General features: G+C 68.2%; 23 protein-coding genes and 1 pseudogene. 9 read left to right on the plus strand and 15 right to left on the minus strand.

The window, feature by feature from the left end; all coding sequences use genetic code 11:
• Positions 1–56 precede the first annotated feature (56 nt).
• The 4 genes from CRM90_RS02535 to CRM90_RS02550 all read right to left on the minus strand — a co-directional run bounded on the left by CRM90_RS02535 (position 57) and on the right by CRM90_RS02550 (position 2,591).
• Positions 57–422, minus strand: a complete 366-nt coding sequence (locus CRM90_RS02535) for a hypothetical protein (RefSeq protein WP_102805744.1) — start codon at positions 420–422, stop codon at positions 57–59.
• Positions 419–1,672, minus strand: coding sequence for an ArsA family ATPase (locus tag CRM90_RS02540; protein WP_102805451.1), 1,254 nt, complete (start codon positions 1,670–1,672; stop codon positions 419–421). The genes CRM90_RS02535 and CRM90_RS02540 overlap by 4 nt, the downstream gene beginning before the upstream one ends.
• Positions 1,673–2,107, minus strand: a complete 435-nt coding sequence (locus tag CRM90_RS02545; RefSeq protein WP_083122818.1) for an SRPBCC family protein — start codon at positions 2,105–2,107, stop codon at positions 1,673–1,675.
• A gap of 94 nt (positions 2,108–2,201) precedes the next feature.
• Positions 2,202–2,591 (minus strand): polyketide cyclase / dehydrase and lipid transport, encoded by a 390-nt coding sequence (locus tag CRM90_RS02550; protein WP_102805452.1) that lies wholly within the window; start codon positions 2,589–2,591, stop codon positions 2,202–2,204.
• A 65-nt stretch (positions 2,592–2,656) separates the two neighbouring features.
• Here CRM90_RS02550 and CRM90_RS02555 point away from each other — a divergent pair, with 65 nt between their 5' ends.
• Positions 2,657–4,456, plus strand: coding sequence for an AMP-dependent synthetase/ligase (locus CRM90_RS02555; protein WP_102805453.1), 1,800 nt, complete (start codon positions 2,657–2,659; stop codon positions 4,454–4,456).
• Between the two features lie 36 nt (positions 4,457–4,492).
• A complete protein-coding gene (locus CRM90_RS02560) occupies positions 4,493–4,978 on the plus strand; it encodes a hypothetical protein (protein WP_199189749.1) in 486 nt (161 codons plus the stop codon).
• Positions 4,979–5,098: 120 nt separating this feature from the next.
• Here CRM90_RS02560 and CRM90_RS02570 read toward each other — a convergent pair whose 3' ends face one another.
• From CRM90_RS02570 to CRM90_RS02590, 5 genes are all read right to left on the minus strand, one after another.
• Entirely contained in the window at positions 5,099–5,749 is a 651-nt protein-coding gene (locus CRM90_RS02570; protein WP_233209135.1) for a cutinase family protein, read from the minus strand.
• An 11-nt stretch (positions 5,750–5,760) separates the two neighbouring features.
• Positions 5,761–6,909, minus strand: coding sequence for a glycosyltransferase family 4 protein (locus CRM90_RS02575; RefSeq protein WP_102805456.1), 1,149 nt, complete (start codon positions 6,907–6,909; stop codon positions 5,761–5,763).
• Positions 6,910–6,920: 11 nt separating this feature from the next.
• Positions 6,921–7,685: a basic secretory family protein gene (locus CRM90_RS02580; protein ID WP_233209136.1), complete on the minus strand. Its 765-nt coding sequence runs from the start codon at positions 7,683–7,685 to the stop codon at positions 6,921–6,923.
• Between the two features lie 82 nt (positions 7,686–7,767).
• Positions 7,768–8,940 (minus strand): peptidoglycan hydrolase RipC, encoded by a 1,173-nt coding sequence (gene ripC, locus CRM90_RS02585; protein WP_102805458.1) that lies wholly within the window; start codon positions 8,938–8,940, stop codon positions 7,768–7,770.
• Positions 8,941–9,117: 177 nt separating this feature from the next.
• A complete protein-coding gene (locus tag CRM90_RS02590; RefSeq protein ID WP_102805459.1) occupies positions 9,118–9,339 on the minus strand; it encodes a hypothetical protein in 222 nt (73 codons plus the stop codon).
• A gap of 138 nt (positions 9,340–9,477) precedes the next feature.
• Here CRM90_RS02590 and CRM90_RS02595 point away from each other — a divergent pair.
• Positions 9,478–11,289: pseudogene (locus tag CRM90_RS02595) on the plus strand (DEDD exonuclease domain-containing protein); the annotation flags it as partial.
• Here the strand turns inward: CRM90_RS02595 and trpD are convergent.
• The gene (gene trpD, locus CRM90_RS30870) at positions 11,227–12,309 is read right to left on the minus strand and encodes an anthranilate phosphoribosyltransferase (protein ID WP_158248976.1); all 1,083 of its coding nucleotides are present in this window, start codon (positions 12,307–12,309) and stop codon (positions 11,227–11,229) included. The pseudogene CRM90_RS02595 and the gene trpD sit on opposite strands and share 63 nt — an antisense overlap.
• 112 nt (positions 12,310–12,421) lie before the next feature.
• Between trpD and ctaE the strand changes: the two genes are divergently transcribed.
• The 4 genes from ctaE to qcrB are packed head-to-tail and all read left to right on the plus strand — an operon-like array spanning position 12,422 to position 16,732.
• Positions 12,422–13,033 (plus strand): aa3-type cytochrome oxidase subunit III, encoded by a 612-nt coding sequence (gene ctaE / locus CRM90_RS02605; RefSeq protein WP_036344655.1) that lies wholly within the window; start codon positions 12,422–12,424, stop codon positions 13,031–13,033.
• An 11-nt stretch (positions 13,034–13,044) separates the two neighbouring features.
• On the plus strand, positions 13,045–13,890 hold the full coding sequence (gene qcrC, locus CRM90_RS02610) for a cytochrome bc1 complex diheme cytochrome c subunit (RefSeq protein WP_102805461.1): 846 nt from the start codon (positions 13,045–13,047) through the stop codon (positions 13,888–13,890).
• Positions 13,887–15,041: a cytochrome bc1 complex Rieske iron-sulfur subunit gene (gene qcrA, locus CRM90_RS02615; protein WP_102805746.1), complete on the plus strand. Its 1,155-nt coding sequence runs from the start codon at positions 13,887–13,889 to the stop codon at positions 15,039–15,041. The genes qcrC and qcrA overlap by 4 nt, the downstream gene beginning before the upstream one ends.
• Positions 15,038–16,732: a cytochrome bc1 complex cytochrome b subunit gene (gene qcrB / locus CRM90_RS02620; RefSeq protein WP_102805462.1), complete on the plus strand. Its 1,695-nt coding sequence runs from the start codon at positions 15,038–15,040 to the stop codon at positions 16,730–16,732. The genes qcrA and qcrB overlap by 4 nt, the downstream gene beginning before the upstream one ends.
• 162 nt (positions 16,733–16,894) lie before the next feature.
• Here the strand turns inward: qcrB and CRM90_RS02625 are convergent, their stop codons facing one another.
• From CRM90_RS02625 to ctaC, 4 genes are all read right to left on the minus strand, one after another.
• Positions 16,895–17,587: a DUF2561 family protein gene (locus tag CRM90_RS02625; protein WP_102805463.1), complete on the minus strand. Its 693-nt coding sequence runs from the start codon at positions 17,585–17,587 to the stop codon at positions 16,895–16,897.
• Positions 17,587–18,417: an MmpS family transport accessory protein gene (locus tag CRM90_RS02630; RefSeq protein ID WP_102805464.1), complete on the minus strand. Its 831-nt coding sequence runs from the start codon at positions 18,415–18,417 to the stop codon at positions 17,587–17,589. Before CRM90_RS02630 ends, CRM90_RS02625 begins: the two co-directional genes overlap by 1 nt.
• A 172-nt stretch (positions 18,418–18,589) precedes the next feature.
• On the minus strand, positions 18,590–19,009 hold the full coding sequence (locus CRM90_RS02635; RefSeq protein WP_036344649.1) for a cytochrome c oxidase subunit 4: 420 nt from the start codon (positions 19,007–19,009) through the stop codon (positions 18,590–18,592).
• A gap of 10 nt (positions 19,010–19,019) precedes the next feature.
• The gene (ctaC, locus tag CRM90_RS02640; protein WP_051660205.1) at positions 19,020–20,105 is read right to left on the minus strand and encodes an aa3-type cytochrome oxidase subunit II; all 1,086 of its coding nucleotides are present in this window, start codon (positions 20,103–20,105) and stop codon (positions 19,020–19,022) included.
• Positions 20,106–20,208: 103 nt separating this feature from the next.
• On the opposite strand from ctaC, the gene asnB reads away from it, so the two are divergent.
• Positions 20,209–22,140, plus strand: coding sequence for an asparagine synthase (glutamine-hydrolyzing) (gene asnB / locus CRM90_RS02645; protein ID WP_102805466.1), 1,932 nt, complete (start codon positions 20,209–20,211; stop codon positions 22,138–22,140).
• Here the strand turns inward: asnB and CRM90_RS02650 are convergent.
• The gene (locus CRM90_RS02650) at positions 22,137–23,111 is read right to left on the minus strand and encodes a carbohydrate kinase family protein (RefSeq protein WP_102805747.1); all 975 of its coding nucleotides are present in this window, start codon (positions 23,109–23,111) and stop codon (positions 22,137–22,139) included. The two genes, asnB and CRM90_RS02650, sit on opposite strands and share 4 nt — an antisense overlap.
• A gap of 147 nt (positions 23,112–23,258) precedes the next feature.
• Between CRM90_RS02650 and CRM90_RS02655 the strand changes: the two genes are divergently transcribed.
• Positions 23,259–23,900, plus strand: a complete 642-nt coding sequence (locus CRM90_RS02655; RefSeq protein ID WP_199189752.1) for an Rv0361 family membrane protein — start codon at positions 23,259–23,261, stop codon at positions 23,898–23,900.
• Positions 23,901–23,920 lie beyond the last annotated feature (20 nt).

The following is a 23,920-nucleotide window of genomic DNA, read 5'->3' on the forward strand; positions in this document are numbered from 1 at the left end:
GACACCGACCACAGGTCGCACCCGGTTCTCACCGGATCATCAGGGCGCGGCCAGCGTCAGTCCTCGACGCTGACCGGAATGTGTTGGTAGCGGCTGCCGGGGCGCTCCGGCGAATCCGGGCTCGGCCGATCCGGGGGTGTGCGGTCCGGATCGGGCGGGCTCGTGCCGTCCTCGGCGATGATCGTCCGGATCACCGTCACCAGCGCCACGCTGTGCTCGGCGACCACGGTCAGCAGCGGATGTTGTTCGCCGTTGACCAGCGCTGCCAGCGCGCACACCGGGCACCACACCTGCTGGCACTTGCCCTGCCCGCCACCGGATGCCATTGCGGCACCGGCCCGCACGGCCGGGTCGAGCCGGTCGAGGATCGCCTGGGCCAGGGCGCGCAGTTCGGGCCCCAGGTCGGGGTGCTGGCCGTTCACGCGGGCCACACCTCCGGATTGGGTCGAAAGCGCACGGTCAGCTCGGTACCGCGCAGGGCCGCATCCATCACGATGCACCGCCGCAGCACCGACGCCAGTCGTACCCGGCGCCGCATCCCCGCGGCGCCGATGATCAGGTCGTCGTCGACCCGGCCCAGCGTCAGCGTGCCCGGATCGATTTGCGGCAACTCTAGCCGCATCCGGTAGACGGCATCGATCCCTGAGCCCGATTCGCGGTCCACCACCGGCTTCAGTGGCCCTGGCGGCGCGGACCCGTCCCGTCGCCGGACGCTGTCGAGTAATTGTCCGAGCGCCTTGGGGCCGATCGGCTCACCAGCCAGGTGGGGCGCCAGCACCAGTTGAACGTCGCCGATGGTGGCGGCGAGCTCGTCGAGCACCGATTGCTGTTCGGAGATCCGCTCGGCGTACCAGCCGAACGCCGGATGGTCCGGAAGATTGCGGTACTCGTACGAATCATCTTGGACAAGAACCTGATTGACGATCAATTCGGCGACCTGCACACCCATCAGCACCAGCGAGCCCAGGGTGCGGACCGCCTCGGCGGCCACCACCCGCTCAGCGGTGAGCACCAGGTGGGCACTGACCCGCTCGGCATCGGTGAGCAGGGCGGACAACCCTTCGACGGCCCCACTGATGCCCTCGACCACGGCGACGGTGGCCGCAGCGTGCATGCCGTCGACGGCTGCGCTGAGCCGGCGATGCCGTGGCCACGCCCGCTCGATGTACATCGCGAAGGCGGCAGGCAGCGTCAGCATCCGCATCGCATCGGCCGTCGAGGCGCAGTCGACCACGACGTAGTCCCACCGGCCGGAGTCGGCCAGCGCGGCGACCTCGGCCAGCCCTAATACCTCCTGAATGCCAGGCAGAGCGGAAAGCTCCTCCGGGGCAACGTCTTTGATGTCAGACTCCGGAAATCTGGCGGCCAGCACCGGCGCGACGGCCCGCCATCTGTCCGCGAGCAGGGCCAGGGTGTCCAGCGCCAGCGCGTCGAGGTGACCGCCGGCGGTGTCGTCGGTGTCCTCCTCGGTGAGGATCCGCACCGGCTCGCGGGCCCCAGTCGGCGCGACCACCACCCCGAGAACATCGCCGAGCGAGTGGGCCTGATCGGTGGACACGGCCAGCACCCGCTGCCCGGCCAGCGCCGCCCGGACCGCCGTCGCCGAGGCCAGCGTCGACTTGCCGACGCCGCCTTTGCCGACGAAGAAACTGATCCGGACCCGATCAGTCACTCAGCCCTCGACCCATTTCTTCAGGTCCTTGAGCGCGGTGTCGGTCAGCCTGCGCTCGGCCTTGCGCTTGAGCAGGCCGATCATCGGGATCATCAGATCCACCGACAACTCGTAGGTGACATCGGTTCCAGAACCTTTGGGTTGCAACGTGTATGCGCCGTCGAGTGCGCGCAAGAGCGAGCTTGAAACCAATGACCAGCGCACCGACTTGCGGTCGGCCGGCCACTCGTAAGCCAGCACCATGGTGTCTTTCAGAACGGCGGCGTCCAGAACCAGGCGCGCGACCAGCGGGTAACCGGCGTCGTCGGACTCGATGACCTCGGTCTCCTTGTATTCGGAAACCCACTGCGGGTACGACCCGATATCGGCGATGACATCCATCACGGTGCGGGGGTCCGCGTCGATGTAGATGGTCTGCGCCGTCTTGTCAGCCACTGTTGCCAATTCCCATCGCTTGCGCTGCGTGACCCGACAGGGTCCGCTCCCTCGGCCACAAAGGTACCCTCCCGCCCGAGGGTCTGACCTGATATCAGGTGGCGGGTGCGACGCCCACCGGGCGGGACGCCTCCAGCGTCGATTTCACCTCGAACGCCATCCGTTTACCGGCCACCCGGCGCTGATGGGTGAGCTTCGCGAGGTTCATCTTGGCCAGCTGCCAGGCCGCGACCCCCGAGGGTTCGGCGTGCAGAAAGTAATGCAGCAGCACCCCGTCGAGTACCGGCTCCAGCCAGATCTCCATGGTCCCGGTCAGCGGGCCGGTCACCGTCCATCGCACGCCCTTGTCGGCACGGTCCTCGACGACCTCGAGCCGCAGGTCCGGCCACCACCGCCGCCAGCTCGCCCGGTCCGCGACCGCGCGCCCGACCGCCGCCGGATCTGCCGCGACAAACGTCTCGTCGGCGACCTGGATGCTGTTCATGCCAACAGCTTCACATATCGGGTCCACGGGCAGGGCGCCCGGCTGCCGGTGACTACGCTGTTGACATGCGTGAGTACAACGTTCCGGCGTCGTTCACCGTCGGAGAGCATGACAATGTCGTCAGCTCGGTGTACGACCACGAGCGCACCGATCCGAGCTACGTGATTGTGCAGCGGCAGGTCGAGGGCGGTTGGACCGACGTGACGTGCGCCGAGGTCGCCGCCCAGATCCGCTCGGCGGCGCTGGGATTGATCGCCGAGGGCGTGCAGGCCGGCGACCGGGTGGCGATCCTGTCGGCGACCCGCTACGAGTGGGTGATCCTCGATTACGCGATCCTCTCGGTCGGCGGGGTGACGGTGCCCATCTACGAGACGTCCTCGACCGACCAGGTCCGCTGGGTGCTCCAGGACTCGGGGGCGGTGCTGGTGTTCACCGAGACCGAGTCCCACGCTCAGATGGTCAAGGAACTCCAGGACGAGCTGCCGGACCTTCGCAAGGCCCTGCGGATCGAGTCCTCGGGCCCCACCGCGCTCGACGAGCTGGCCAAGGCCGCCGCCGGCGCGGACCCCGCAGAGCTGGAGCGCCGGCTGGCGGCGCTGCGTTCGGCCGACCCGGCGACATTGATCTACACCTCGGGCACCACCGGCCGACCCAAGGGCGTGCAGCTCACGCACGCCAACCTGCTGTTCGAAACCCGCGGCACCACAACATGTTTCCCGACTCTGCTGCGCCAGCACGAGCGGTTGCTGGTCTTTTTGCCGTTGGCGCATGTGCTGGCGCGCGCCTTGTCGATGACCGCGTTCGCCAACAAGGTGACGCTCGGCTACACCAGCGACATCAAGAACCTCGTGCCGATGCTGCAGTCCTTCAAGCCGACGATTGTGGTGTCAGTGCCCCGAGTGTTCGAAAAGGTTTACAACACAGCCGAATTGAATGCCCGCAACAGCGGCCGGGGCGCCGTTTTCGAGCTGGCCGCCAAGACCGCGATCGCCTACAGCGAGGCACTGGCCGACAATGGCCCCAACCTGCTGCTGAAGCTCGGCCACGCCGTCTTCGACCGGCTGGTGTACAGCAAGCTGCGGGCCGCCCTTGGCGGTGACTGCCACGCCGCGATCTCGGGCGGCGCGCCGTTGGGCAAGCGGCTCGGTCACTTCTACCGCGGCGCCGGCCTGTCGATCTACGAGGGCTACGGACTGACCGAGACCAGCGCGGCGATCACGGTGAACCGCATCGGTGAGCTCAAGGTGGGCACGGTCGGAAAGTTGGTGCCGGGCAACAGCATGGCGCTCGCCGAAGACGGCGAGCTGCTGGTCAAGGGTGGCGTCGTGTTCGACGGCTACTGGCACAACGAGAAGGCGACCGGCGAGGCGATCGTCGACGGCTGGTTCCATACCGGGGATCTGGCCAGCATCGACGCCGACGGTTTCGTGTCGATCACCGGCCGCAAGAAGGAGATCATCGTCACCGCGGGCGGCAAGAACGTCGCCCCTGCCGTGCTCGAAGACGCCCTGCGGGCCCATCCCCTGATCAGCCAGGCGATGGCCGTCGGCGACAACCAGCCGTTCATCGGTGCCCTGATCGCCATCGACCCTGAGTCGTTCGAGGGGTGGAAGACCCAGCACAGCAAGGCCGCCGGCGCCTCGGTGGGTGATCTGCGGACGGATCCGGATCTGGTCGCCGAGATCGAGTTGGCCGTCAAGGACGCGAATCAGCATGTCTCCCATGCCGAATCGATCCGCAAGTTCCGAATACTGCCCGAGGACTTCACGGTGCAGACCGGTGAACTGACCCCGACGCTGAAGGTCAAGCGCAATGTGGTTGCGGAAAAGTTCGCCGACGAGATCGGAGCGATCTATGCGAAGTAGCCCCGCAGCGCGCCCGATGCAGGTAAAGGTACGAACATGGTGAGCAAACTTCCTGCCGGCGTGACCGCTGTCGCCGGCGCGATCATGGTGTCAACGGCGATGGTCGGGTCCCCGGTCGCGTCGGCCGACAGCTACGCAGGCGAGACCTACGGCGATGCCGCCAGCGCACTGAGCGGGTCAGGCTTGACGGCCGTCGTGGCCGGGCGGGTCGGCTCGGAGTTGCCGACGGATCAGTGCATCGTGACACGTTCGCAGAAGGCACCCTGGGTCAAGGGCGACAACTTCCAGCAGACCAACAACACGGTGCTGCTGTTCCTGAACTGCAACGCCGCCGTCGCGACAGCAGGCAAGCCCGGCAACTCGGCAGCCAGTCCAGAGGGGCAGCAGGCGCTCAAGGACGAGCAGGCCTATGAGTGGAAGAGCACGACCGAGGACGGCGCCGCATGGTGCGCCGAGAACATGAAGGCCCATCCCACGTGGACAGGCAACGCGTTCGACGGCTGCCCGGGCACCGGCACGTAGCGACCCCGGTGAGCCGGCGCAGCCGCCGCTGCGCGTAGGCCCGCGTCGACGGTGCAGGCGTGCCGGCGGCCACCGCGGTCACCCACGGGCGAAACAGCAGGAAACCGGCGAGGGTACCCGTCAGAGCAGGCCGGCCACGAAGCCTGCCGCCTGGCCGGGGTACGGCGGCAGCTCGTAGTTGCTGTGGGCGGCACGGTCGAGGCCGGGCGAGCAGATCGGGTCGCCGCCGCTGCAGATGTCGATGGCGCGGCCGGCGAACTGGCCGGTGCTCGACAGCGGGGAGCCGAACCGGGCCCCCGGGTTGCCGAACACCGCAACGGCCGCGATCTGACCGGCGGCGGCCGGCGGCAGCGGTGGGGCCGAGCCGATACTGCCGATCCGCTGCCCCACCGGCGGGACACCGGCCAGCATGGACACCGCCGCCGCCCCTTGGGAGAACCCACCGAGCACCAGGGTGGTCTGCGGGCAGCGCGCCCCCATGTCCGCGATGCGGGCGGCCGCGTCGTCAGCGCCGGACGCCGCGGCGAGGAAGTTGAAGCTCGCCGGGTAGTTCACCGCGTAGGTGCCCATGCTGCGCCCGCCCAGGCGGGGCGCGAGCGCGTCGGCGAAGGCCTGCCCCACCCGCCCGAGGCCGGGCGGCTCACCGGTGCCGCGGGCGAAGATCACCTCGACGTCGGGGCAGTCGTCGGCCGTCGCGGCGCCGACCGAGCCGACCAGGGTTGCACCTGCGGCCAGAACGGCACCGAACGCGGCGACCCGGGTTCTGCTCATCTTGAGCATCGTCACACGGCGTGGTCGGCCACGCGCAGGAGTTCGGAAAGCCGCGCGGTGTGCGCCGCCCAGTTCCAGTCCTTCTCGACCCATCGCCTGCCGGCCTCCCCCATCCGCGCACCGAGGGCGGGGTCGTCGAGGATGCCGGAGACGGCCTCGGCGATCTCCTCGACCGAACGCCCGTCCACCACCCGTCCGGTTTCGCCGTCTTTCACGGTCTCGGGCGCACCTCCGGAGTTCCCGGCCACCACCGGCACGCCCGCGGCCGACGCCTCCAGGAAGACGATGCCGAGACCCTCCACATCCAGCCCGGAACCCCTTGTGCGACAGGGCATTGCAAAGACGTCAGCCATCGCGTAGTGGGCCGCCAGCTCGGCGCTGGGCACCGACCCGGTGAACACCACATCGTCGGTGACGCCCACCTGCGCGGCGAGCTTGTGCAGGTCGTCGGCGTAGGGGCCGTTGCCGACGATCACCAGCACGGCGTCGGGCACCCGGCGGCGGATACGGGGCAGCGCCTTGATCAGCATGTCCTGGCCTTTGCGCGGCACCAGCCGCGACAGGCAGACCACGGTGGGCCGCTCGCCAAGGCCGTAGCGGCAACGCAGGTTGGCCCGGGCCGCGGGGTCTGTACGGAAGCGGTCGGCATCGACGCCGGGCGGCAGGTGTTCCAGTGCGGCGTTCGGCCCGAACGCCGAGGCGAACCGGCCGCGGGTGTAGTGACTGACGAACGTCACGACGTCGGTGGTGTCGCCGATGCGGCGCAGCGCGGAACGCGCGACCGGCAGCATCGACCAGCCCACCTCGTGGCCGTGGGTGCTGGCCACCACCCGGCGCGCGCCTGCGCCGCGGGCCCGGCCGGCGAGCAGCGCCAGGGGGGCGGCGGCCCCGAACCACACCGTGTCGATGTCGTGCTCACGGATCAGCTCGCGCATCCGGCGGTCCACCCCGGGCTCGGGCAGCATCAACGTGCCGGGGTGGCGCACGATGCGGTAACCGGCCGCCTGGTCGTAGGCCTGGGCGTCTTTCCACGCTGGGGCGTAGACGGTGATCTGGTGTTCGCCGCTGTCCGCGAGCCGTCCGACGAACTGCTCCAAGTAGGACTGGATACCGCCCCGACGGGGTGGAAAGTCATTGGTGACCAGCAGGACTCGCGTCATCGCGGTACACGCTAGCCGGTCAACCACTGGGCCCAGCGGGCGCGTAGCCCGGTGGTGTCGGTGTTCAGCGCGCGACGCACGGCCGTCGCGAAGTCCCCGTGGCCGGGCCCGCACGCCTCGGTGTAGAGCCTTCGCAAGGCATCGACGCCGTAGGTGTCGGCCACGAACCGGGCGAACCACCAGGCCCGGTCGTAGCCGTGCACACGCTGCGGACCGGCGGCGTCCAGGTCGGCGTCGGCGGGCAGCGCGGTATCAGCGGCAGCACCCGGCGGTAGCGGCGTGGGCGGCCGGGCGACGAAGTCGGCCACCCCTTCGACCAGCCAGCGCGGCGCGTCCAGGGCGGTGTCGGCGCGAGCGGCGAGGTGAAACAGCTCGTGGGTCAACACGATTCGCAGCGACTGATCGTTCATCGCGACGGCACCCGGGGCGAACACCATGCGCTGCCCACTGGCCCGATGGTGCGCGAAATCGACCTGGTCGGCGACCGAGACCGCGGCGATGTCCTGCCACTGGCCGCGCGGATCCAGGCCGGCTTGGGTGAGGAATTCCTGCTGCGAGCCGGTGGCGATGATGACGATCTCGCGATCCCAGTCGGTGCCCCAGAAGTTCTCGACGGCGGCGACGGCGGCACCGATGTCCCCGGCGATGCGGGTGAGCAGGCCGTCGGTGCGGTCTCCACCGAGGCTGATCAGTCGCACGGTGCGACCGTCGCCGACGACCAGGGGCGACGGTGCGGGGACTGCGGAGCGCGGCGACGGCGGAGTCGCCGACGGCACTGCTACCAGTGCCGAGCCACCGAGCAATTCGGTGATGAGAACAACGGCCAGGACGGCCGCGAGCGCGCGCCGCCGGGGTGCGTCAGTAGCGACGGACGTTATAGATCGGGGCGTTGTTGACCGGAGCGATCATCACCGGCCGGCCGAACGTCGAGGCGTGAACCATCATTCCGTCGCCGATGTAGATCGCCGAGTGCGAGGCGTCGGAGTAGTAGTTCACGACGTCGCCGGGCTGCATCTGGTCCATCGAGACGGGCTGACCACCTGCGGCCAGCGCCTGGCTGGAGTGCGGCAGGAAGATGCCGGCCTGCTGGAAGGCCCACATCACCAGACCGGAGCAGTCGAACTGGTTGGGACCAGATCCACCCCAGACGTACGGGTCACCGATCCGGGTCAGCGCCGCCTGCACGGCGACTGCGCCCTGTTCGCCACCGGCGCCGGGTGACGGTACGGCGGCCATCGGGGTGACCTGGGCGGCGTCCGGCGGCGGCGGGGCGTCCGGTGCCGGCGGGAGGGCGTCGGGCGGCGGCACATCGTTGAGCGGCGGCAGGCCCGCAGGCGCGGGAGCGGCCAGGATGTCGGCCGGCGGCACCGGTCCGGGGGCGGCCAGCGCGGTGCGCTGCTCCGGGGTGAGCGTCTGGTACCGCGACTTCACAACCGAGATCTGCACCTGCAGCTGAGACTGCTTGCGCTGCAGGTCGGCGCGGACAGCGGCGGCCTGCTCGGCGGCCGTCTTGGCCGCGTCCGCCGACTTGGCGGACTCGGCCTCGGCCTGGCGCAGCTGCTCGTTCACCTGGCGGTAGCTCTGCATCTGGGCGGCCATCTCGGTGGCCATCACTCGCTGCACGGCCATCTTGTCGATCAGGCCCTGCGGCGACTCGGCGGTCAGGATGGCATTGAGGCCGTCGGTGCGGCCACCCATGTAAACCGCGGCAGCAAATTTATCGACCGCACCCTGGTAGGTCGCCAACTGGGCCTTTGCGCTGTCAGCTGCGGCGAGGTCGTCGGTGTGCTTCTTCTCCGCAACGCTCTCCGCCTGCAGCTTCTTGTCAAGATCGAGCTGAGCGGAATGCATCGACTCGGTGAGCTGTTCTGCCTGTCGTGACAGTTCGTTCAGCTTGGCCACACCGTCTTCGGCGGGGTCGGCGTGCGAGGCGCCGGAGATAACGGCGGACAGGACCATGAAGCCCGCAATTCCACCAACTAGATGGCGTTTGAGAACGCGTTTAGTCAGGTATCTGCGGTCAGAGCTCAAAATTGCGTTCCTTTAAGTGCCGTCGACGTTGATGCATCGAGTGCCTTAGGTCTCGAACAGGTTACGAAATGGCATCGGCGTTGTCCAAACGTGGGACGGAAATTCAGCAGACTCTCAGCCACCCAAGCCACACCAGTCACAACCTGCCAACCAACCTAGCAGGACGCGGCCTCGGCGCTAGCTTGCGAGCCCCCGCCCCCCGGTGCGGTGGATCGGCACCAGCCGCAACTTCGGCGCCAAGCCCGCCTCAGCAAGCACTTCGAGGGCCGCCCGTTCGTCTTCCAGCAAAGTTTCCGGGACACCGAGCAATACGCTCACCACACAGTCGCGACAACCAGGGCCGCGCACCGCACAGTCGTCGCAGTCGATGACGACCGGTTCGGCTGGCTCCATTCCCATCTCGGGACTCCTTCTATCGAGTTGGCCCGCACGCTATCGCCGGGTACCGACAAGTCCGCCCGTCCCGCCACCGGAAAGCCGATCGGTCGCGGAGTGGCACACCGCCGTTGTCGGTGGGTCTGCCTACCGTCAAGTGCTGTGCCGGCCACACCGATCGATGCGCAGCTGAGCTTCGCCGACGTCGACCCCGCGGCCGACGTCTCGCTGCGGGAGACCACATTCGTGGTGGTCGACCTGGAGACCACCGGCGGCCGGGCCACCGCATCGGCCGACGGCTCCCGCGACGCGATCACCGAGATCGGTGCGGTCCGGGTCCGCGGCGGTGAGGTGCTCGGCGAATTCGCCACCCTGGTGGACCCGCAGCGGTCCATCCCGCCGCAGATCGTTCAGCTCACCGGGATCACCACCGCGATGGTCCACGACGCGCCGACCATCGCCGCCGTACTGCCGATGTTCCTCGAGTTCGCCCGTGGCGCCGTGCTGGTCGCCCACAACGCCGGCTTCGACATCGGCTTCCTGAAGTCCGCCGCCGAACAGTGCGGCATCCCCTGGCCCCGGCCGCCGGTGCTGTGCACGGTGCGGCTGGCCCGGCGCGTGCTGACCCGCGAGGAGGCGCCCAGCGTGCGGCTGTCCACACTGGCCGCGCTGGTCGGCTCGGCCACCAAGCCGACCCACCGGGCGCTCGATGACGCCCGCGCCACCGTCGACGTGCTGCACGCGCTGATCGAGCGGGTCGGCAATCAGGGCGTGCACACCTACACCGATCTGCGCGGGTATCTGCCCAACATCTCGAACGCCCAACGGAGCAAACGAGTTTTGGCCCGCACCCTGCCGCACCGTCCCGGGGTGTACCTGTTCCGCGGGCCGGCTCGCGAAGTGCTCTACGTCGGCACCGCCACCGATCTGCGCCGCCGGGTTGGCCAGTACTTCAACGGCGCCGACCCGCGCGGCCGGATGAAGGAGATGGTGGCGCTGGCGACAGCGGTCGACCATGTCGAATGCGCCCACGCGCTGGAAGCCGGGGTGCGTGAGCTTCGGCTGCTGGCCGCGCATGCGCCGCCGTACAACCGCCGGTCCCGCTTTCCGCATCGCTGGTGGTGGGTGACGCTCACCGACGAGGCGTTCCCGCGTCTCTCGGTGGTCCGCGAGCCGCGACACGACCGCGCGATCGGCCCGTTCCGGTCGCGGGCCGACGCCCTCGACACCGCGGCCCTGATCGCCCGGTTCACCGGTGTGCGCACCTGTACCAGCCGTATCGGCCGCGCGGCCGAGCACGGACCATCCTGTCCCGAGCGCGAGGTCTCCCCCTGTCCCGCGCCGCGCGGCATCACCGCCGAGCAGTATGCGGCGGCTCCGCAGCTGGCGGCCGCACTGATCGAAGGTCTGGACAACGCCGCGCTCGGTGCGGCCGTCGACCAGGTCGGCGCACTGGCGCAGAAGTCCCGCTACGAAAGCGCGGCGCGACTGCGTGACCACATCGCCGTGGCCGTCGACGTGCTGTGGCGGGGGCAGCGCCTGCGGTCGCTCAGTGCCGTCGAAGAACTCGTCGCCGCCGCGCCGGACGGTGCGGGCGGCTGGCAGCTGGCGGTGATCCGGCATGGGCAACTCGCCGCGGCAGGCATCGCGCCGCGTCGGGTTCCCCCGATGCCCGTGGTCGATGCCCTCCGGGCAGGCGCGCAGGTGGTGCTCCCGCGGCCGGCGCCACTGGGCGGCGCGCTGGTCGAAGAGACCGCCCTGATCGCCCGCTGGATGAACAGCGCGGGCGTCCGAATCGTCAGTGCCACAACGGGTTTGACGTCACCGCTGGCCTCTGCCGGACCGTGGGCGCAGTGGGCCGCGGCGGCACGCTCGGCACGGTTGGCCGCCGAACAGGCGCAGCGGCCGGACTCAGAGCTGCTGGCTGAACCGCACCCAACGCGCCAAGAGCTGTTCGGCCGCCCCGGAGTCGATCGCTTCCGCGGCGCGGGCCAGCCCGTCCTCCCAGCACGGCAGCCATTCGGCGTGGCTGGATAGCCCGCCGTGGGCGACCATCGCCCCGGCCGCGTTGAGGATCACCGCATCGCGCACGGCTCCCTTGGCGCCTCCGAGCACCTCGCGCGCTTCCTGGGCGTTCTCCTCGGCCTCGCCGCCGACCAGCTCCTCGATGCGGGCCCGGGCGAAACCGAATCCCATCGGGTCGAAGGTGAGCTTGTCGATGGTGCCGGCCTGTACCCGCCAGATCGTGCTGGTGGTCGTGGTGGTCAGTTCGTCCAGGCCGTCGTCGCCGTGCACCACGAGCACACTGCTGCGGCGGGCGGCGAACACCCCGGCCATCACCTCGGCCAGATCGCCGAACGCGCACCCGATCAGGCCGGCCCGCGGGCTGGCCGGATTGGTCAGCGGCCCAAGCAGATTGAAGACCGTCGGGGTCCCTATCTCGCGGCGCGGCGGCCCGGCGAATTTGTACGACGGGTGGAAGACCGGCGCGAAGCAGAACCCGATGCCGACTTCGGCCACGCAGCGGGCCACCTCGTCGGGACCGAGGTCGATGCGCACCCCGAGGGCCTCGAGCATGTCGGCGCCGCCACTCTTGGACGACGCCGCCCGGTTGCCGTGTTTGACGACGGGGATCCCGGCGGCGGCAACCACGATCGCCGCCATCGTCGACAGGTTCACGGTGTTGGCGCGGTCGCCACCGGTGCCAACGATGTCGACGGTGTCGGTGCCGATCTTGTCGGTGGGCACCATGCGCGCGTAGCCGAGCATGGTGTCGGCCAATTCACGTACTTCGGCGGCGGTCGGGCGCTTCATCTTCATCGACACGCCGAAGGCGGCGATCTGAGCCGGCGTCGCGACGCCGCTCATGATCTGGTCCATCGCCCAACTCGCCTGCCCCGGCTCGAGTTCCAGGCTGGCCGTCAACCGGTCCAGGACCTGCGGCCATGACGTATCCGGCGAGCCTGCGCCGGGCGGGGAATGGGGGTGAGTCACGGGCCGATGTTCCCATGCCGCAGGGCATGTCCACACGTCAGTTTTCAGACAGATGTGACCAATTGGCCCCCTGGCTGTACCTCGACAACTACAAAGCGTCATACTTCTTGTTGTGACGAGCGCTGTTGGCACTTCGGGAACTGCGATCACATCGCGCGTACATTCGCTGAACCGGCCGAATATGGTCAGTGTTGGCACCATCGTATGGCTTTCCAGTGAGCTGATGTTCTTTGCTGGACTGTTCGCGATGTACTTCACTGCCCGTGCTCAGGCCGGCGGGGTATGGCCGCCACCGCCCACCGAACTGAACCTGTATCAGGCGGTTCCGGTGACGCTGGTGCTGATCGCATCGTCGTTCACCTGCCAGATGGGTGTGTTCGCGGCCGAGCGCGGTGACGTCTACGGGCTCCGCCGTTGGTACGTGATCACCTTCCTGATGGGACTGTTCTTCGTCCTCGGACAGGGCTACGAGTACTACCACCTGGTCACTCACGGCACGACCATCGCGGGCAGCTCCTACGGCAGCGTGTTCTACCTCGCGACCGGTTTCCACGGCCTGCACGTGATCGGCGGGCTCGTCGCATTCGTCCTGCTTCTGCTGCGGACCACGATGAGCAAGTTCACGCCTGCGCAGGCGACGGCCGCGATCGTCGTGTCCTACTACTGGCACTTCGTCGACATCGTGTGGATCGCCCTGTTCGCGACGATCTACTTCATCCGATGAGAAGGGGTTCGATGCTCAAGAGATCGGCGCGGGTGGAGTCTTCGGCGACGCGTGACAAGTCGCGTCGCCGGCTTCGTCGCCGTCTGACCGGTGCAGTACTGCTGCTGGTCGGGCTCGGTGTCGCGGGTGGCCTGGCCGCCACGCTGACACCCACACCGCAGGTAGCGGTGGCCGACGAATCGCAGTCCGCACTGCTGCGCACCGGCAAGCAGCTGTTCGACACCTCGTGTGTCACCTGCCACGGCGCCAACCTCCAGGGCGTCGAGGGCCGCGGCCCCAGCCTGATCGGCGTCGGCGAGGCGGCGGTGTACTTCCAGGTGTCGACCGGCCGCATGCCGGCGATGCGCGGCGAAGCCCAGGCTCCGCGCAAGGACCCGATCTTCGACGAGGCCCAGATCGACGCGCTCGGCGCCTACGTTCAGGCCAACGGCGGCGGACCGCTGGTCCCCCGCGACGCCAACGGCCAGATCGCCGACCACTCGCTGCTCGGCAACGACCTCGCCCGCGGCGGCGACCTGTTCCGGCTCAACTGCGCCTCATGCCACAACTTCACCGGCAAGGGCGGCGCCCTGTCGTCGGGTAAGTACGCACCCGACCTCGAGCCGGCCACCCCGGCCCAGATCTACACCGCGATGCTGACCGGCCCGCAGAACATGCCCAAGTTCGGCGACCGCCAGCTTTCTCCTGAGGAGAAGAAGGACATCATCGCCTACGTGCGCATGGCGACTCGCGCGCCGGACCCCGGCGGCTACGGCCTCGGCGGGTTCGGACCCTCATCTGAGGGCATGGCGGCCTGGATCATCGGCATGGTCGCCGTCATCGCGGCGGCGCTGTGGATCGGAGCGAGATCTTCATGAGTGACGTAAATCAGCCCACCGACGAGCAACTCGCTGGGATGTCGCGCGAGGAGTTGGTCGAACTCGGCGGCCGGATGGACGGCGTCGAGACCATCGTCAAGGACCCGCGCTGGCCGGTCGAGGGCACCAAGGCCGAGAAGCGCGCAGCGCGTCTGGTGTCGATCTGGCTGCTGCTCGGCGGCCTGTTCGGTTTGGCGCTGCTGCTGGTCTTCCTGTTCTGGCCGTGGCAGTGGGACGGCTCGAACGAGCGCTCCCTGTCCGAGCTGGCCACCCCGCTCTACGGGTTGACCTTCGGCATGTCGATCCTGGCGATCGGCATCGGCGCGGTGCTCTACCAGAAGAAGTTCATCCCCGAGGAGATCTCGGTCCAGGAGCGCCACGACGGCGCCTCGCCGCTGATCCAGCGCAAGACCGTCGTCGCCAACCTCACCGACGCTCTCGAGGAATCGACGATCAAGCGGCGCAAGCTGGTTGGGCTGTCGCTCGGGATCGGGATGGGCGCGTTCGGCGCAGGCACGCTGGTGGCGTTCATCGGCGGTCTGATCAAGAACCCGTGGAAGCCGGTGGTTCCCACCGCCGAAGGCAAGAAGGCGGTGCTGTGGACCTCGGGATGGACCCCGCGGTTCACCGGCGAGACCATCTTCCTGGCGCGCGCCACCGGCCTGCCGGGCGAGTCGCCGTTCGTGAAGTTGCGACCCGAGGACATCGACGCCGGCGGCATGGAGACGGTGTTCCCGTGGCGTGAGAGCGACGGCGACGGCACCACCGTCGAAAGCCACGAGCGACTGAGCGAAATCGCGATGGGCGTGCGCAATCCGGTGATGCTGATCCGCATCAAGCCGGCCGACATGTCCAAGGTCGTCAAGCGTGCAGGCCAGGAGAGCTTCAACTTCGGTGACCTGTTCGCCTACACCAAGGTCTGTTCGCACCTGGGCTGCCCGGCCTCGCTGTACGAACAGCAGACCTATCGCATCCTGTGTCCGTGCCACCAATCGCAGTTCGACGCACTGCATTTCGCACGGCCGATCTTCGGTCCGGCTGCGCGCGCGTTGGCGCAGTTGCCGATCACCATTGACAAGGACGGGTATCTGGTCGCCAACGGCGACTTCGCCGAGCCCGTCGGACCCGCATTCTGGGAGCGCACATCATGAGTCCGAAACTCAACGATGCCCTGGCCAAGCAGGGCGACGCCATCGACTCCCGTTACCACCCGTCGGCCGCGGTTCGACGACAGCTGAACAAGGTCTTCCCCACGCATTGGTCGTTCCTGCTGGGTGAGATCGCGATGTACAGCTTCATCGTGCTGCTGCTCACCGGCGTGTACCTGACGCTGTTCTTCGACCCGTCGATGGCCGAGGTGACGTATCAGGGTGTGTACCAACCGCTTCGGGGCGTCGAGATGTCGAAGGCGTTCGCCTCGGCGCTCGACATCAGCTTCGAGGTGCGCGGTGGCCTGTTCGTCCGCCAGATCCACCACTGGGCCGCGCTGCTGTTCGCCGCGGCGATCATGGTGCACCTGGCGCGCATCTTCTTCACCGGCGCCTTCCGCAGGCCACGTGAGGCCAACTGGGTCATCGGTTCGCTGCTGCTGATCCTGGCCATGTTCGAGGGGTACTTCGGCTACTCGCTGCCCGACGACCTGCTGTCCGGCATCGGCCTTCGTGCGGCGCTGTCGTCGATCACCATGAGCGTGCCGATCGTCGGAACCTGGTTGCACTGGGCGCTCTTCGGCGGTGACTTCCCCTGCGGTGGGCTGGGCTACCAGTGCAGCGCGGTGGGCACCCTGCTCCCCCGGATGTACGCACTGCACATCCTGCTGATCCCCGGAATCATCTTGGCGCTCATCGGTGTTCACCTGGCGCTGGTGTGGTTCCAGAAGCACACCCAGTTCCCCGGCCCCGGCCGCACCGAGAAGAACGTCGTCGGCGTGCGCGTCATGCCGGTCTTCGCGGTGAAGTCGGGTGCGTTCTTCGCGGTGACCGTCGGCATCCTGGGCCTGATGGGTGGCCTGCTGCAGATCAACCCGATCTGGCAGCTCGGCCCCTACAAGCCGTCTCAGGTGTCGGCAGGCAGCCAGCCCGACTTCTACATGATGTGGACCGAAGGCCTGGCCCGTATCTTCCCGCCGTGGGAGCTCTACCTCGGCCATCACACCATCCCGGCGGCGTTCTGGGTCGCGCTGGTCATGGGTCTGGTGTTCGGGCTGCTGATCGCTTACCCGTTCCTGGAGAAGAAGTTCACCGGGGACACCGCGCACCACAACCTGCTGCAGCGCCCGCGTGACGCTCCGACGCGGACTGCGATCGGTGCGATGGCCATCGCGCTGTACATGGTCTGGACGCTGGCCGCGATGAACGACATCATCGCGCTGAAGTTCCACATCTCGCTGAACGCGACGACGTGGATCGGTCGCATCGGTTCGTTGGTGCTGCCTCCGCTGGTGTTCTTCATCGCCTACCGCTGGGCGGTCGGCCTGCAGCGCAGCGACCGTGATGTGCTGGAGCACGGCATCGAGACGGGCATCCTCAAGCGCCTGCCGCACGGTGCCTACGTCGAGCTGCACCAGCCGCTCGGCCCGGTCGACGAGCACGGTCACCCGCTCCCCCTGGAGTACCAGGGAGCGGCTCTGCCCAAGCGGATGAACAAGTTGGGCTCCGGCGGCCGAACTGGCCACGGCAGCTTCCTCACCGCCGATCCGGCGTCCGAGGATGCGGCGCTCAACGAGGCCGCACACGCCGCCGAGCACCGCACACTCACCGCCCTGCGCGAATGGCAGGACAGCGAGTACGGCGGCAACGGGAATGGCAATGGCAACGGAAGTGGCAACGGCCACCACCACTAGGCTCCAACCGAGAGAACCCCGGGTCCACAGGGCCCGGGGTTCTCTCGGTTCAGTGAGCGCTCACGTCTCACCTGGCGCGTCTGGATGAGAGCTCAACGCTCACTCAAGGAGGGCGTGCCAACGAGGGCGTGCACACGCCTCATCCCAGCGAACGCGGCAAAACTAGGCCGGCACAGCCTCTTCCACCGCGCCGTGCAGCTGCCGCAGATACGTCACGGGGATCGCCGGCATCGCGATGGTGATGACCCCGGCAAGGCCGAGTGCCACCCACGCCGCGGTGTCGTTGTCCACCGCCATCAGGTACGTCGCGGTCGACACCCCGACCAGCGCAAGGCCGATCGCGCCGGCCAGCATGACCGTGCAGCGCAGCCACAGCCGGTCCAATTCGGTGGCTGGAATCAGCGGATCGGCCCGTCGCGACGCCGACGACTGGGCGAAGTCCGGCTGGTACCGCTCGTAGGGGTCCACGGTCGAGCCGAACACCTTCAGCTTCTCGGTGGGCGCCTCGGTGCCGCGTGCCGGGGCCGCCGGCGCGGACGCGGGCCGTGGTGGTGCGGCCTTGGCCGGCTCCGGCGTCGGGCGCGAATCATTCAGCGCGGTACGACGGGCCCGGATCAGCAGCGGGATCGCACCGACGATGATCACCGCCGACACGATGATGATGCTGTAGAGCAGCCAGGGGGTGTCGGAGCCGCCCGCGTTCGCGGAATGGCCGCGACTCATGTCGACCAGCGCCACGATCGCGATCACCGTGACCGCAAGCAGCACCAGCCAGATCGCGCCGCACACCCCGACCAGCAGCCGGTCCACGGTCTCCGGTGAGCGGCGGTCTTCTGTGTCTGTGTCTGTAGTCATCAGCAACTCGTCTGCGCGGCGTTGTTTTGGTTCGACGACAGCACCACGCCGTCGCTGGTGGTGATCGAACAGTTCAGCCGGCTCACCAGGAACAGGCTGGAGGCCTGTACCGAGCCGACGTCGGACTGCGAGATCGGTGTCACGGTCAGCGACCACGGAATGTAGACGTTGCGCTGGGTGCGCTGGCGGCCGGAGGCGTCCACGTAGGTCACCGAGATGATGTCACCGGGCGCCTTGGTGCCGGTCACCGAGTAGGTGACCTGACGCGGACCGGGCGGCGGTGTCGACGTGGTGGCCGGTGCCGGCGGCGCTGTCGTTGTGGTCACGGGCGGTGGTGCCTCCGTCGTCGCTGGCGGGGGTGGTGGTGGCGGGGGTGGCGGCGGCGGTTCCGATGTCACCGTCACCGTCTCGGGGGGCGGCGGGGGCGGCGGCTCCGTGGTGGTCGGCGGGGGCGGCGGCGGGGGCGGCGGCGTGGTGGTGGTGATCTCGTCCTGGACCGGGGGCGGCTTGACGGTCGTCGTCGTCGCCGGGGTCGCCAGCTTGTTGGTGTCGGTGCTGGTCACCAACAGCGAGACCGACACCACCAACGCGATGGCGGCGACGATGGCGGTGATGCCGACGACCCATGGCCACCGCGGCGGCTGCGGATCCTCGACGTATTCGGTAGCCGCCTCGTAGCTGTCGTAGTCGTACAGTGCGGGATCCGGGGCGATGAATGGCCCTGCCGTGTACTGCTCGGACTCGGGCGCAGAATAGGCCTCAAAGCCTGTACCGGTGGGTGTTTCACCCACCTCGCCCGACTCCTCATCCGGCGGATTCGGCCCGCTCATGCTCGCCTGTCCTCTTTCGACTACATCACCGCGGCACGCGGGCCAAGGATTGACACACAGCGCGCCGACGGCTCCCGTTGCCCTGGCAAAACCCTACCCAACCGCCGGGCCGGATACGACGTAGCGCGCCTGAAGAGCCACGTGATGTCTCGATTGTGACCTTCGCGTCGGCTCAGTGCTTCTCGGGGCCGATGTAGTACTCGAACACCAGACCGCACACGGCGGCCATCACGAAGACGACGCCGGCCGCGATCAGCCACGGCAACCACAGCGCGGCGCCGACGGCAGCGGTCGAGAAGGCCAGCGCGATCAGGATCGGCCACCAGCTGTGCGGCGCGTAGAAGCCCAACTCCCCTGCGCCATCGCTGATTTCAGCGTCCTCGTAGTCCTCGGGGCGAGTGTCGAGGCGGCGCGCGACGAACCGGAAGAACGTTCCGGTGATCAGCGACAGACCCGCGGTGAGCACCAGTGCGGTGGTGCCGGCCCACTCGATGCCGCCGTACTGGAAGATCGCGGTCAGCGTGCCGTAGACGACAGCGGCGAGGACGAAGAACGCGGTCAGGATTTCGAAGAGCCTGGCTTCAATATGCATCTGCGGTCCCCTACTTGCTCGCCTGCGGGATCACTTGCTGCCCCCGACGGGTGTCGAACGGGTGCGTGGTGGTCGCCAACGGTGGCTGGTTGATCGACTGCAGCGCCTCGGCGTTGGTCTTGCCCGCGATGCGTTGCTGCAGGTAGGCCTTGAAGTCATTGGGCGAGACCACCCTGACCTCGAAGTTCATCATCGAGTGGTACGTGCCGCACATCTCGGCGCAGCGCCCGACGAACGCTCCGGTCTCGGTGATCTCGGAGATCTGGAACTTGTTCTCGGTGTGGTTGGCTTCCGGGTTCGGGAAGACGTCACGCTTGAACAGGAACTCCGGCACCCAGAACGAGTGGATGACGTCGGCCGAGGCGACCTGGAACTCGATCCGCTTGCCGGCCGGCAGCACGAGCACCGGGATCTCGTTGCTGGTGCCCTCGGTCTCGACCTTGTCGAAGTTCAGGTAGGTGCGGTCCTGCGGGTTGAGGCCGCGCACCGCGCCGACCTTCTCCTCGCCGTGTTCGTCGACGCCCTCGGGCTTGGAGACCATCGCGGCCTTGCGCGCCGGGTCGGCACCCTCGTAGTTGAGCGTGCCGTCCTTGAAGTCGACCTTCTGGTAGCCGAACTTCCAGTTCCACTGGAAGGCGGTGACGTCGATGACGACCTCAGGGTTGGGGTCGCGGTGCATCATCTTCTCCTGCACCACGACGGTGAAGTAGAAGAGCACCGAGATGATCAGGAACGGGACGACCGTGAGCACGAGCTCCAGCGGCATGTTGTAGCCGAACTGGCGCGGCAGCGGCGCATCGTCGGGGGTGTTCTTCTTCTTGCGATGGAATGCCATCGCCCAGAAGGTCAGGCCCCACACGATGATGCCGACGACGAAGGCGCTGATGACCGACCAGACCCAGAGGTCGCGGTTGGTGTGCGCCTCCGGGGTGATGCCCTTGGGCCAGCCCAGACCGAACACTTCTTGCCAGCTGCACCCGCTGAGGGTCAGCGCCAGCGCACCAAAGGTGACGGCTAGCGCCAGCACCCGGAACCGGGAACCGCGGGTCTTCACGTTGGCGCCTCCTGATACTGGGGACTGGGGCCCACACCGCATTTTCGTCGTCGCGGGAACTTTCCGCGCATCGAATACTACGCAGCGTAGACCACGCCCGAACACCCAGCCCGACACATCCGCGAGTTACGGCATACTGGGGCCGGTGTGTGGACTGCTTGCCCTGGTTACGGACCCTGCAAGCCCTGTCACCGAAGCAAGCGTCGAGGCGGTGGCGGGCGCGTCGCACCTGATGCGCCACCGGGGGCCCGACGAACCGGGCACGTGGTCCGATGATCAGGTGGTGCTGGGCTTCAACCGGCTCTCGATCATCGACATCGCCCACTCCCACCAGCCGTTGCGCTGGGGTCCGCCGGGAGAACCCGACCGCTACGTGTTGGTGTTCAACGGCGAGATCTACAACTACCTCGAGCTGCGTGAGGCGCTGAGCGCCGAATTCGGCGCCGTCTTCGCCACCGACGGTGACGGCGAGGCGATCGTGGCCGCGTACCACCACTGGGGCACCGAGGCGCTCGGTCGGCTTCGCGGCATGTTCGCGTTCGCGCTGTGGGACACCAAGAGCCGTGAGCTGTTCTGCGCGCGCGACCCCTTCGGGATCAAGCCGCTGTTCATGGCGACCGGGTCGGCGGGCACCGCGGTCGCCAGCGAGAAGAAGTGTCTACTCGGCCTGGCCGCGGAGATCGGGTTCGACGACGGGCTGGACGTCCGCGCGCTGCAGCACTACACGGTGTTGCAGTACGTCCCGGAGCCCGAGACGCTGCACCGCGGGGTGCGCCGGCTCGAGTCGGGCTGTTACGCGGTCATCCGCCCCGGCGGGCAGCCGCGGGTGAGCCGCTACTTCGTGCCGCGGTTCAGCTCGGCCGCGTTCACGGCAGGCGGTGAGCAGGCCCGCTACGACGAGATCACCGCGGTCCTGGAGGACTCGGTGGCCAAGCACATGCGCGCCGACGTGACAGTCGGGGCGTTCCTGTCCGGCGGTATCGACTCGACCGCGATCGCCGCGCTGGCCATCCGGCACAACCCACGCCTGATCACCTTCACCACTGGCTTCGAGCGGGAAGGCTTCTCCGAGGTCGACGTCGCGGTCGCCTCGGCCGAGGCGATCGGCGCGCGGCACGTGGCCAAGGTGGTCAGCCAGGCCGAGTTCGTGGCCGCGCTGCCCGAAATCGTCTGGTATCTCGACGAACCTGTGGCCGATCCGGCCCTGGTGCCGTTGTTCTTCATCGCCCGCGAGGCGCGCAAGCACGTCAAGGTGGTGCTGAGCGGCGAGGGCGCCGACGAACTGTTCGGCGGCTACACGATTTACCGGGAACCGTTGTCGCTCAAGCCTTTCGACTACCTTCCCCGGCCGGTCCGCAAGTCACTGGGCCGGGCGTCGAAGCCGCTTCCGGACGGTATGCGCGGCAAGAGCCTGCTGCATCGGGGCTCGCTGACGCTGGAACAGCGGTATTACGGCAACGCCCGCAGCTTCTCCGACGAGCAGCTGCGCGCGGTGCTGCCCGGCTTCCGCCCGGACTGGACGCACACCGACGTCACCGCGCCCATCTACGCCGAGTCGCACGCCTGGGATCCGGTCGCCCGGATGCAGCACATCGATCTGTTCACCTGGCTACGCGGCGACATTCTGGTGAAGGCCGACAAGATGACGATGGCCAACTCACTGGAGCTGCGGGTGCCGTTCCTGGATCCCGAGGTGTTCGCGGTCGCCTCCCGGCTGCCGTTCGATCAGAAGATCACCCGCACCACCACCAAGTACGCGCTGCGCCGCGCGCTGGAGCCGATCGTGCCCGCGCATGTGCTCAACCGCGCCAAACTCGGCTTCCCGGTACCGATCCGGCACTGGTTGCGCTCCGGTGAGTTGATGGACTGGGCGTACGGGATGATCGAGGCCTCGCAGGCCGATCATCTGGTGGACCGCACGGCCGTCCGCGCCATGCTCGACGCGCACCGCGCCGGCGAGGGCGATCACAGCCGGCGGCTGTGGACGGTGCTGATCTTCATGCTGTGGCACGCGATCTTTGTCGAGCAGAGCGTGGTGCCGGTGATCGGCGAACCGCACTACCCGGTGCAGCTCTAGCCCAGCGCCTGCGCGATCTCGTCGGCGGCTTCCGGGCCATAGGCGCCCTTGATGCGCGCGATCGCGGCGTCGCGATCCCACGTCCATTCCTGCGGGCCCGGCGCTTCCAGCACCAGTGTGGCGACCATCGAGGCGAGTTGCGCGGCACGTTCCAGGCTCAAGCCGGCGCCACGGCCGGTCAGGAATCCGGCGCGGAAGGCGTCGCCGATACCGGTCGGGTCGTCCTTCTGGGTCTCGGGAACGACGTCGACGTGGATGAAGGTGCCGTCGCGGCCGACGAGGTCGACGCCGTTGGGGCCGAGCGTGGTGACGCGCAGCTGGATCTGGTTCATCACCTCGGCTTCGGACCAGCCGGACTTCTGCAGCAGCAGATCCCACTCGTAGTCGTTGGTGAACAGGTAGGTGGCGCCGTCGATGAGTCGGCGGATCTCGTCACCGGAGAGCCGGGCCAACTGCTGGCTGGGGTCGGCCGCGAACGCCAGACCGAGCGTGCGGCACTCTTCGGTGTGCAGGAACATCGCCTCCGGATCGTTGGCGCCGATGATCACCAATTCCGGTGCGCCGCTTCGCTCTACGAGGTCAGCGAGCTTGATGTCACGGGCTTCCGACATTGCGCCCGGGTAGAACGACGCGATCTGGGCCATGTCCTCGTCGGTGGTGCAGACGAACCGGGCGGTGTAGGCGGTCTTCGAGACCAGCACGCCACTGGTGTCCACACCGTGGGCTTCCAGCCACTGCCGGTACTCGTCGAAGTCCGAGCCGACGGCACCCACCAGCAGCGGGTTGCCGCCCAGCAGGCCCATCGCGTAGGCCATGTTTCCCGCGACGCCGCCGCGGTGGACGACCAGATCGTCGACCAGGAAGCTCAGCGACACCTTCTGCAGGTGCTCGGCGAGGAGTTGTTCGGAGAACCGCCCGGGAAACCGCATCAGGTGGTCGGTGGCAATGGATCCGGTCACCGCGATCGCCACGTTGTGTCCGCCCTTCATTCGCTAATGGGACTAGCACCGAGGCCGTGCGCTAGCCTGCGTACAAGAGCCGACTATATGGCCCGGCATCGGCCCCGCCGCGGCGGGTGCTTGAAGTTTTGGCCTCCACCGACCGCAGGAGACTTATCGATGGCTGGCCCGATTCCGCCGCATCAGCAGGCCGGGGCCGAGGGCGAGCCGTACCCGGAGCAGCCGTTCGGCCCGCCGGGCGGGATCCCGCCGGTGCCCTATCCCGGCGTCTACCCCGGCGCCCTTCCGCCGCCGGTGGCCTACCCGCCGGCGCCGCGTAAGCGCCGTACGGCGCTGTGGCTGGGCTTGCTGACCGTGGTCGTCGTGGCCGCCGTGGTGGCCGCGGTCCTGACGATCCGCACCGGGGAGTCCACCACGGCCGCGGGCGGGTTCAGCGAGGCCGCAGCCAAGTCGTCGATATCGAGCTACCTGACCGCGCTGTCCAAGGGCGACACCGAGACCATCGCGCGCAACAACCTGTGCGGCATGTACGACGGGGTGAAGGACCGCAAATCCGACCTGGCGCTGGCCAAGCTGGCCAGCGACGCGTTTCGCAGGCAGTTCGCCGGCGCCGAGGTGACCTCGATCGATTCGATCGTCCCGTGGTCGAACTATCAGGCGCAGGTGTTGTTCACCATGAAGGTGGCGTCCTCCGGTAGCCGCGGCAACCGCGGCGAGGAACAAGGCGTGGCTCAGCTGCTCCGCCAGGGCAACCAGCTGCTGGTGTGCTCGTATCTATTGCGAACGGCCGCCCAGTACTGAGACTGGACGGCCGTTGCGGT

The sequence above is a fragment of the Mycobacterium sp. ENV421 genome (genome assembly GCF_002887815.1).
Taxonomy (GTDB): domain Bacteria; phylum Actinomycetota; class Actinomycetes; order Mycobacteriales; family Mycobacteriaceae; genus Mycobacterium.

Excerpts from the sequence above, each read along its gene's own strand:
- CRM90_RS02550 (WP_102805452.1), bottom strand. The coding sequence starts at position 2,591 with ATGAACAGCATCCAGGTCGCCGACGAGACGTTTGTCGCGGCAGATCCG.
- CRM90_RS02555 (WP_102805453.1), top strand. The coding sequence starts at position 2,657 with ATGCGTGAGTACAACGTTCCGGCGTCGTTCACCGTCGGAGAGCATGAC.
- CRM90_RS02560 (WP_199189749.1), top strand. The coding sequence starts at position 4,493 with ATGGTGAGCAAACTTCCTGCCGGCGTGACCGCTGTCGCCGGCGCGATC.
- CRM90_RS02570 (WP_233209135.1), bottom strand. The coding sequence starts at position 5,749 with ATGAGCAGAACCCGGGTCGCCGCGTTCGGTGCCGTTCTGGCCGCAGGT.
- CRM90_RS02575 (WP_102805456.1), bottom strand. The coding sequence starts at position 6,909 with ATGACGCGAGTCCTGCTGGTCACCAATGACTTTCCACCCCGTCGGGGC.
- CRM90_RS02590 (WP_102805459.1), bottom strand. The coding sequence starts at position 9,339 with ATGGGAATGGAGCCAGCCGAACCGGTCGTCATCGACTGCGACGACTGT.
- qcrC (WP_102805461.1), top strand. The coding sequence starts at position 13,045 with ATGCTCAAGAGATCGGCGCGGGTGGAGTCTTCGGCGACGCGTGACAAG.
- qcrA (WP_102805746.1), top strand. The coding sequence starts at position 13,887 with ATGAGTGACGTAAATCAGCCCACCGACGAGCAACTCGCTGGGATGTCG.
- qcrB (WP_102805462.1), top strand. The coding sequence starts at position 15,038 with ATGAGTCCGAAACTCAACGATGCCCTGGCCAAGCAGGGCGACGCCATC.
- CRM90_RS02625 (WP_102805463.1), bottom strand. The coding sequence starts at position 17,587 with ATGACTACAGACACAGACACAGAAGACCGCCGCTCACCGGAGACCGTG.
- CRM90_RS02630 (WP_102805464.1), bottom strand. The coding sequence starts at position 18,417 with ATGAGCGGGCCGAATCCGCCGGATGAGGAGTCGGGCGAGGTGGGTGAA.
- CRM90_RS02635 (WP_036344649.1), bottom strand. The coding sequence starts at position 19,009 with ATGCATATTGAAGCCAGGCTCTTCGAAATCCTGACCGCGTTCTTCGTC.
- ctaC (WP_051660205.1), bottom strand. The coding sequence starts at position 20,105 with ATGCGGTGTGGGCCCCAGTCCCCAGTATCAGGAGGCGCCAACGTGAAG.
- CRM90_RS02655 (WP_199189752.1), top strand. The coding sequence starts at position 23,259 with ATGGCTGGCCCGATTCCGCCGCATCAGCAGGCCGGGGCCGAGGGCGAG.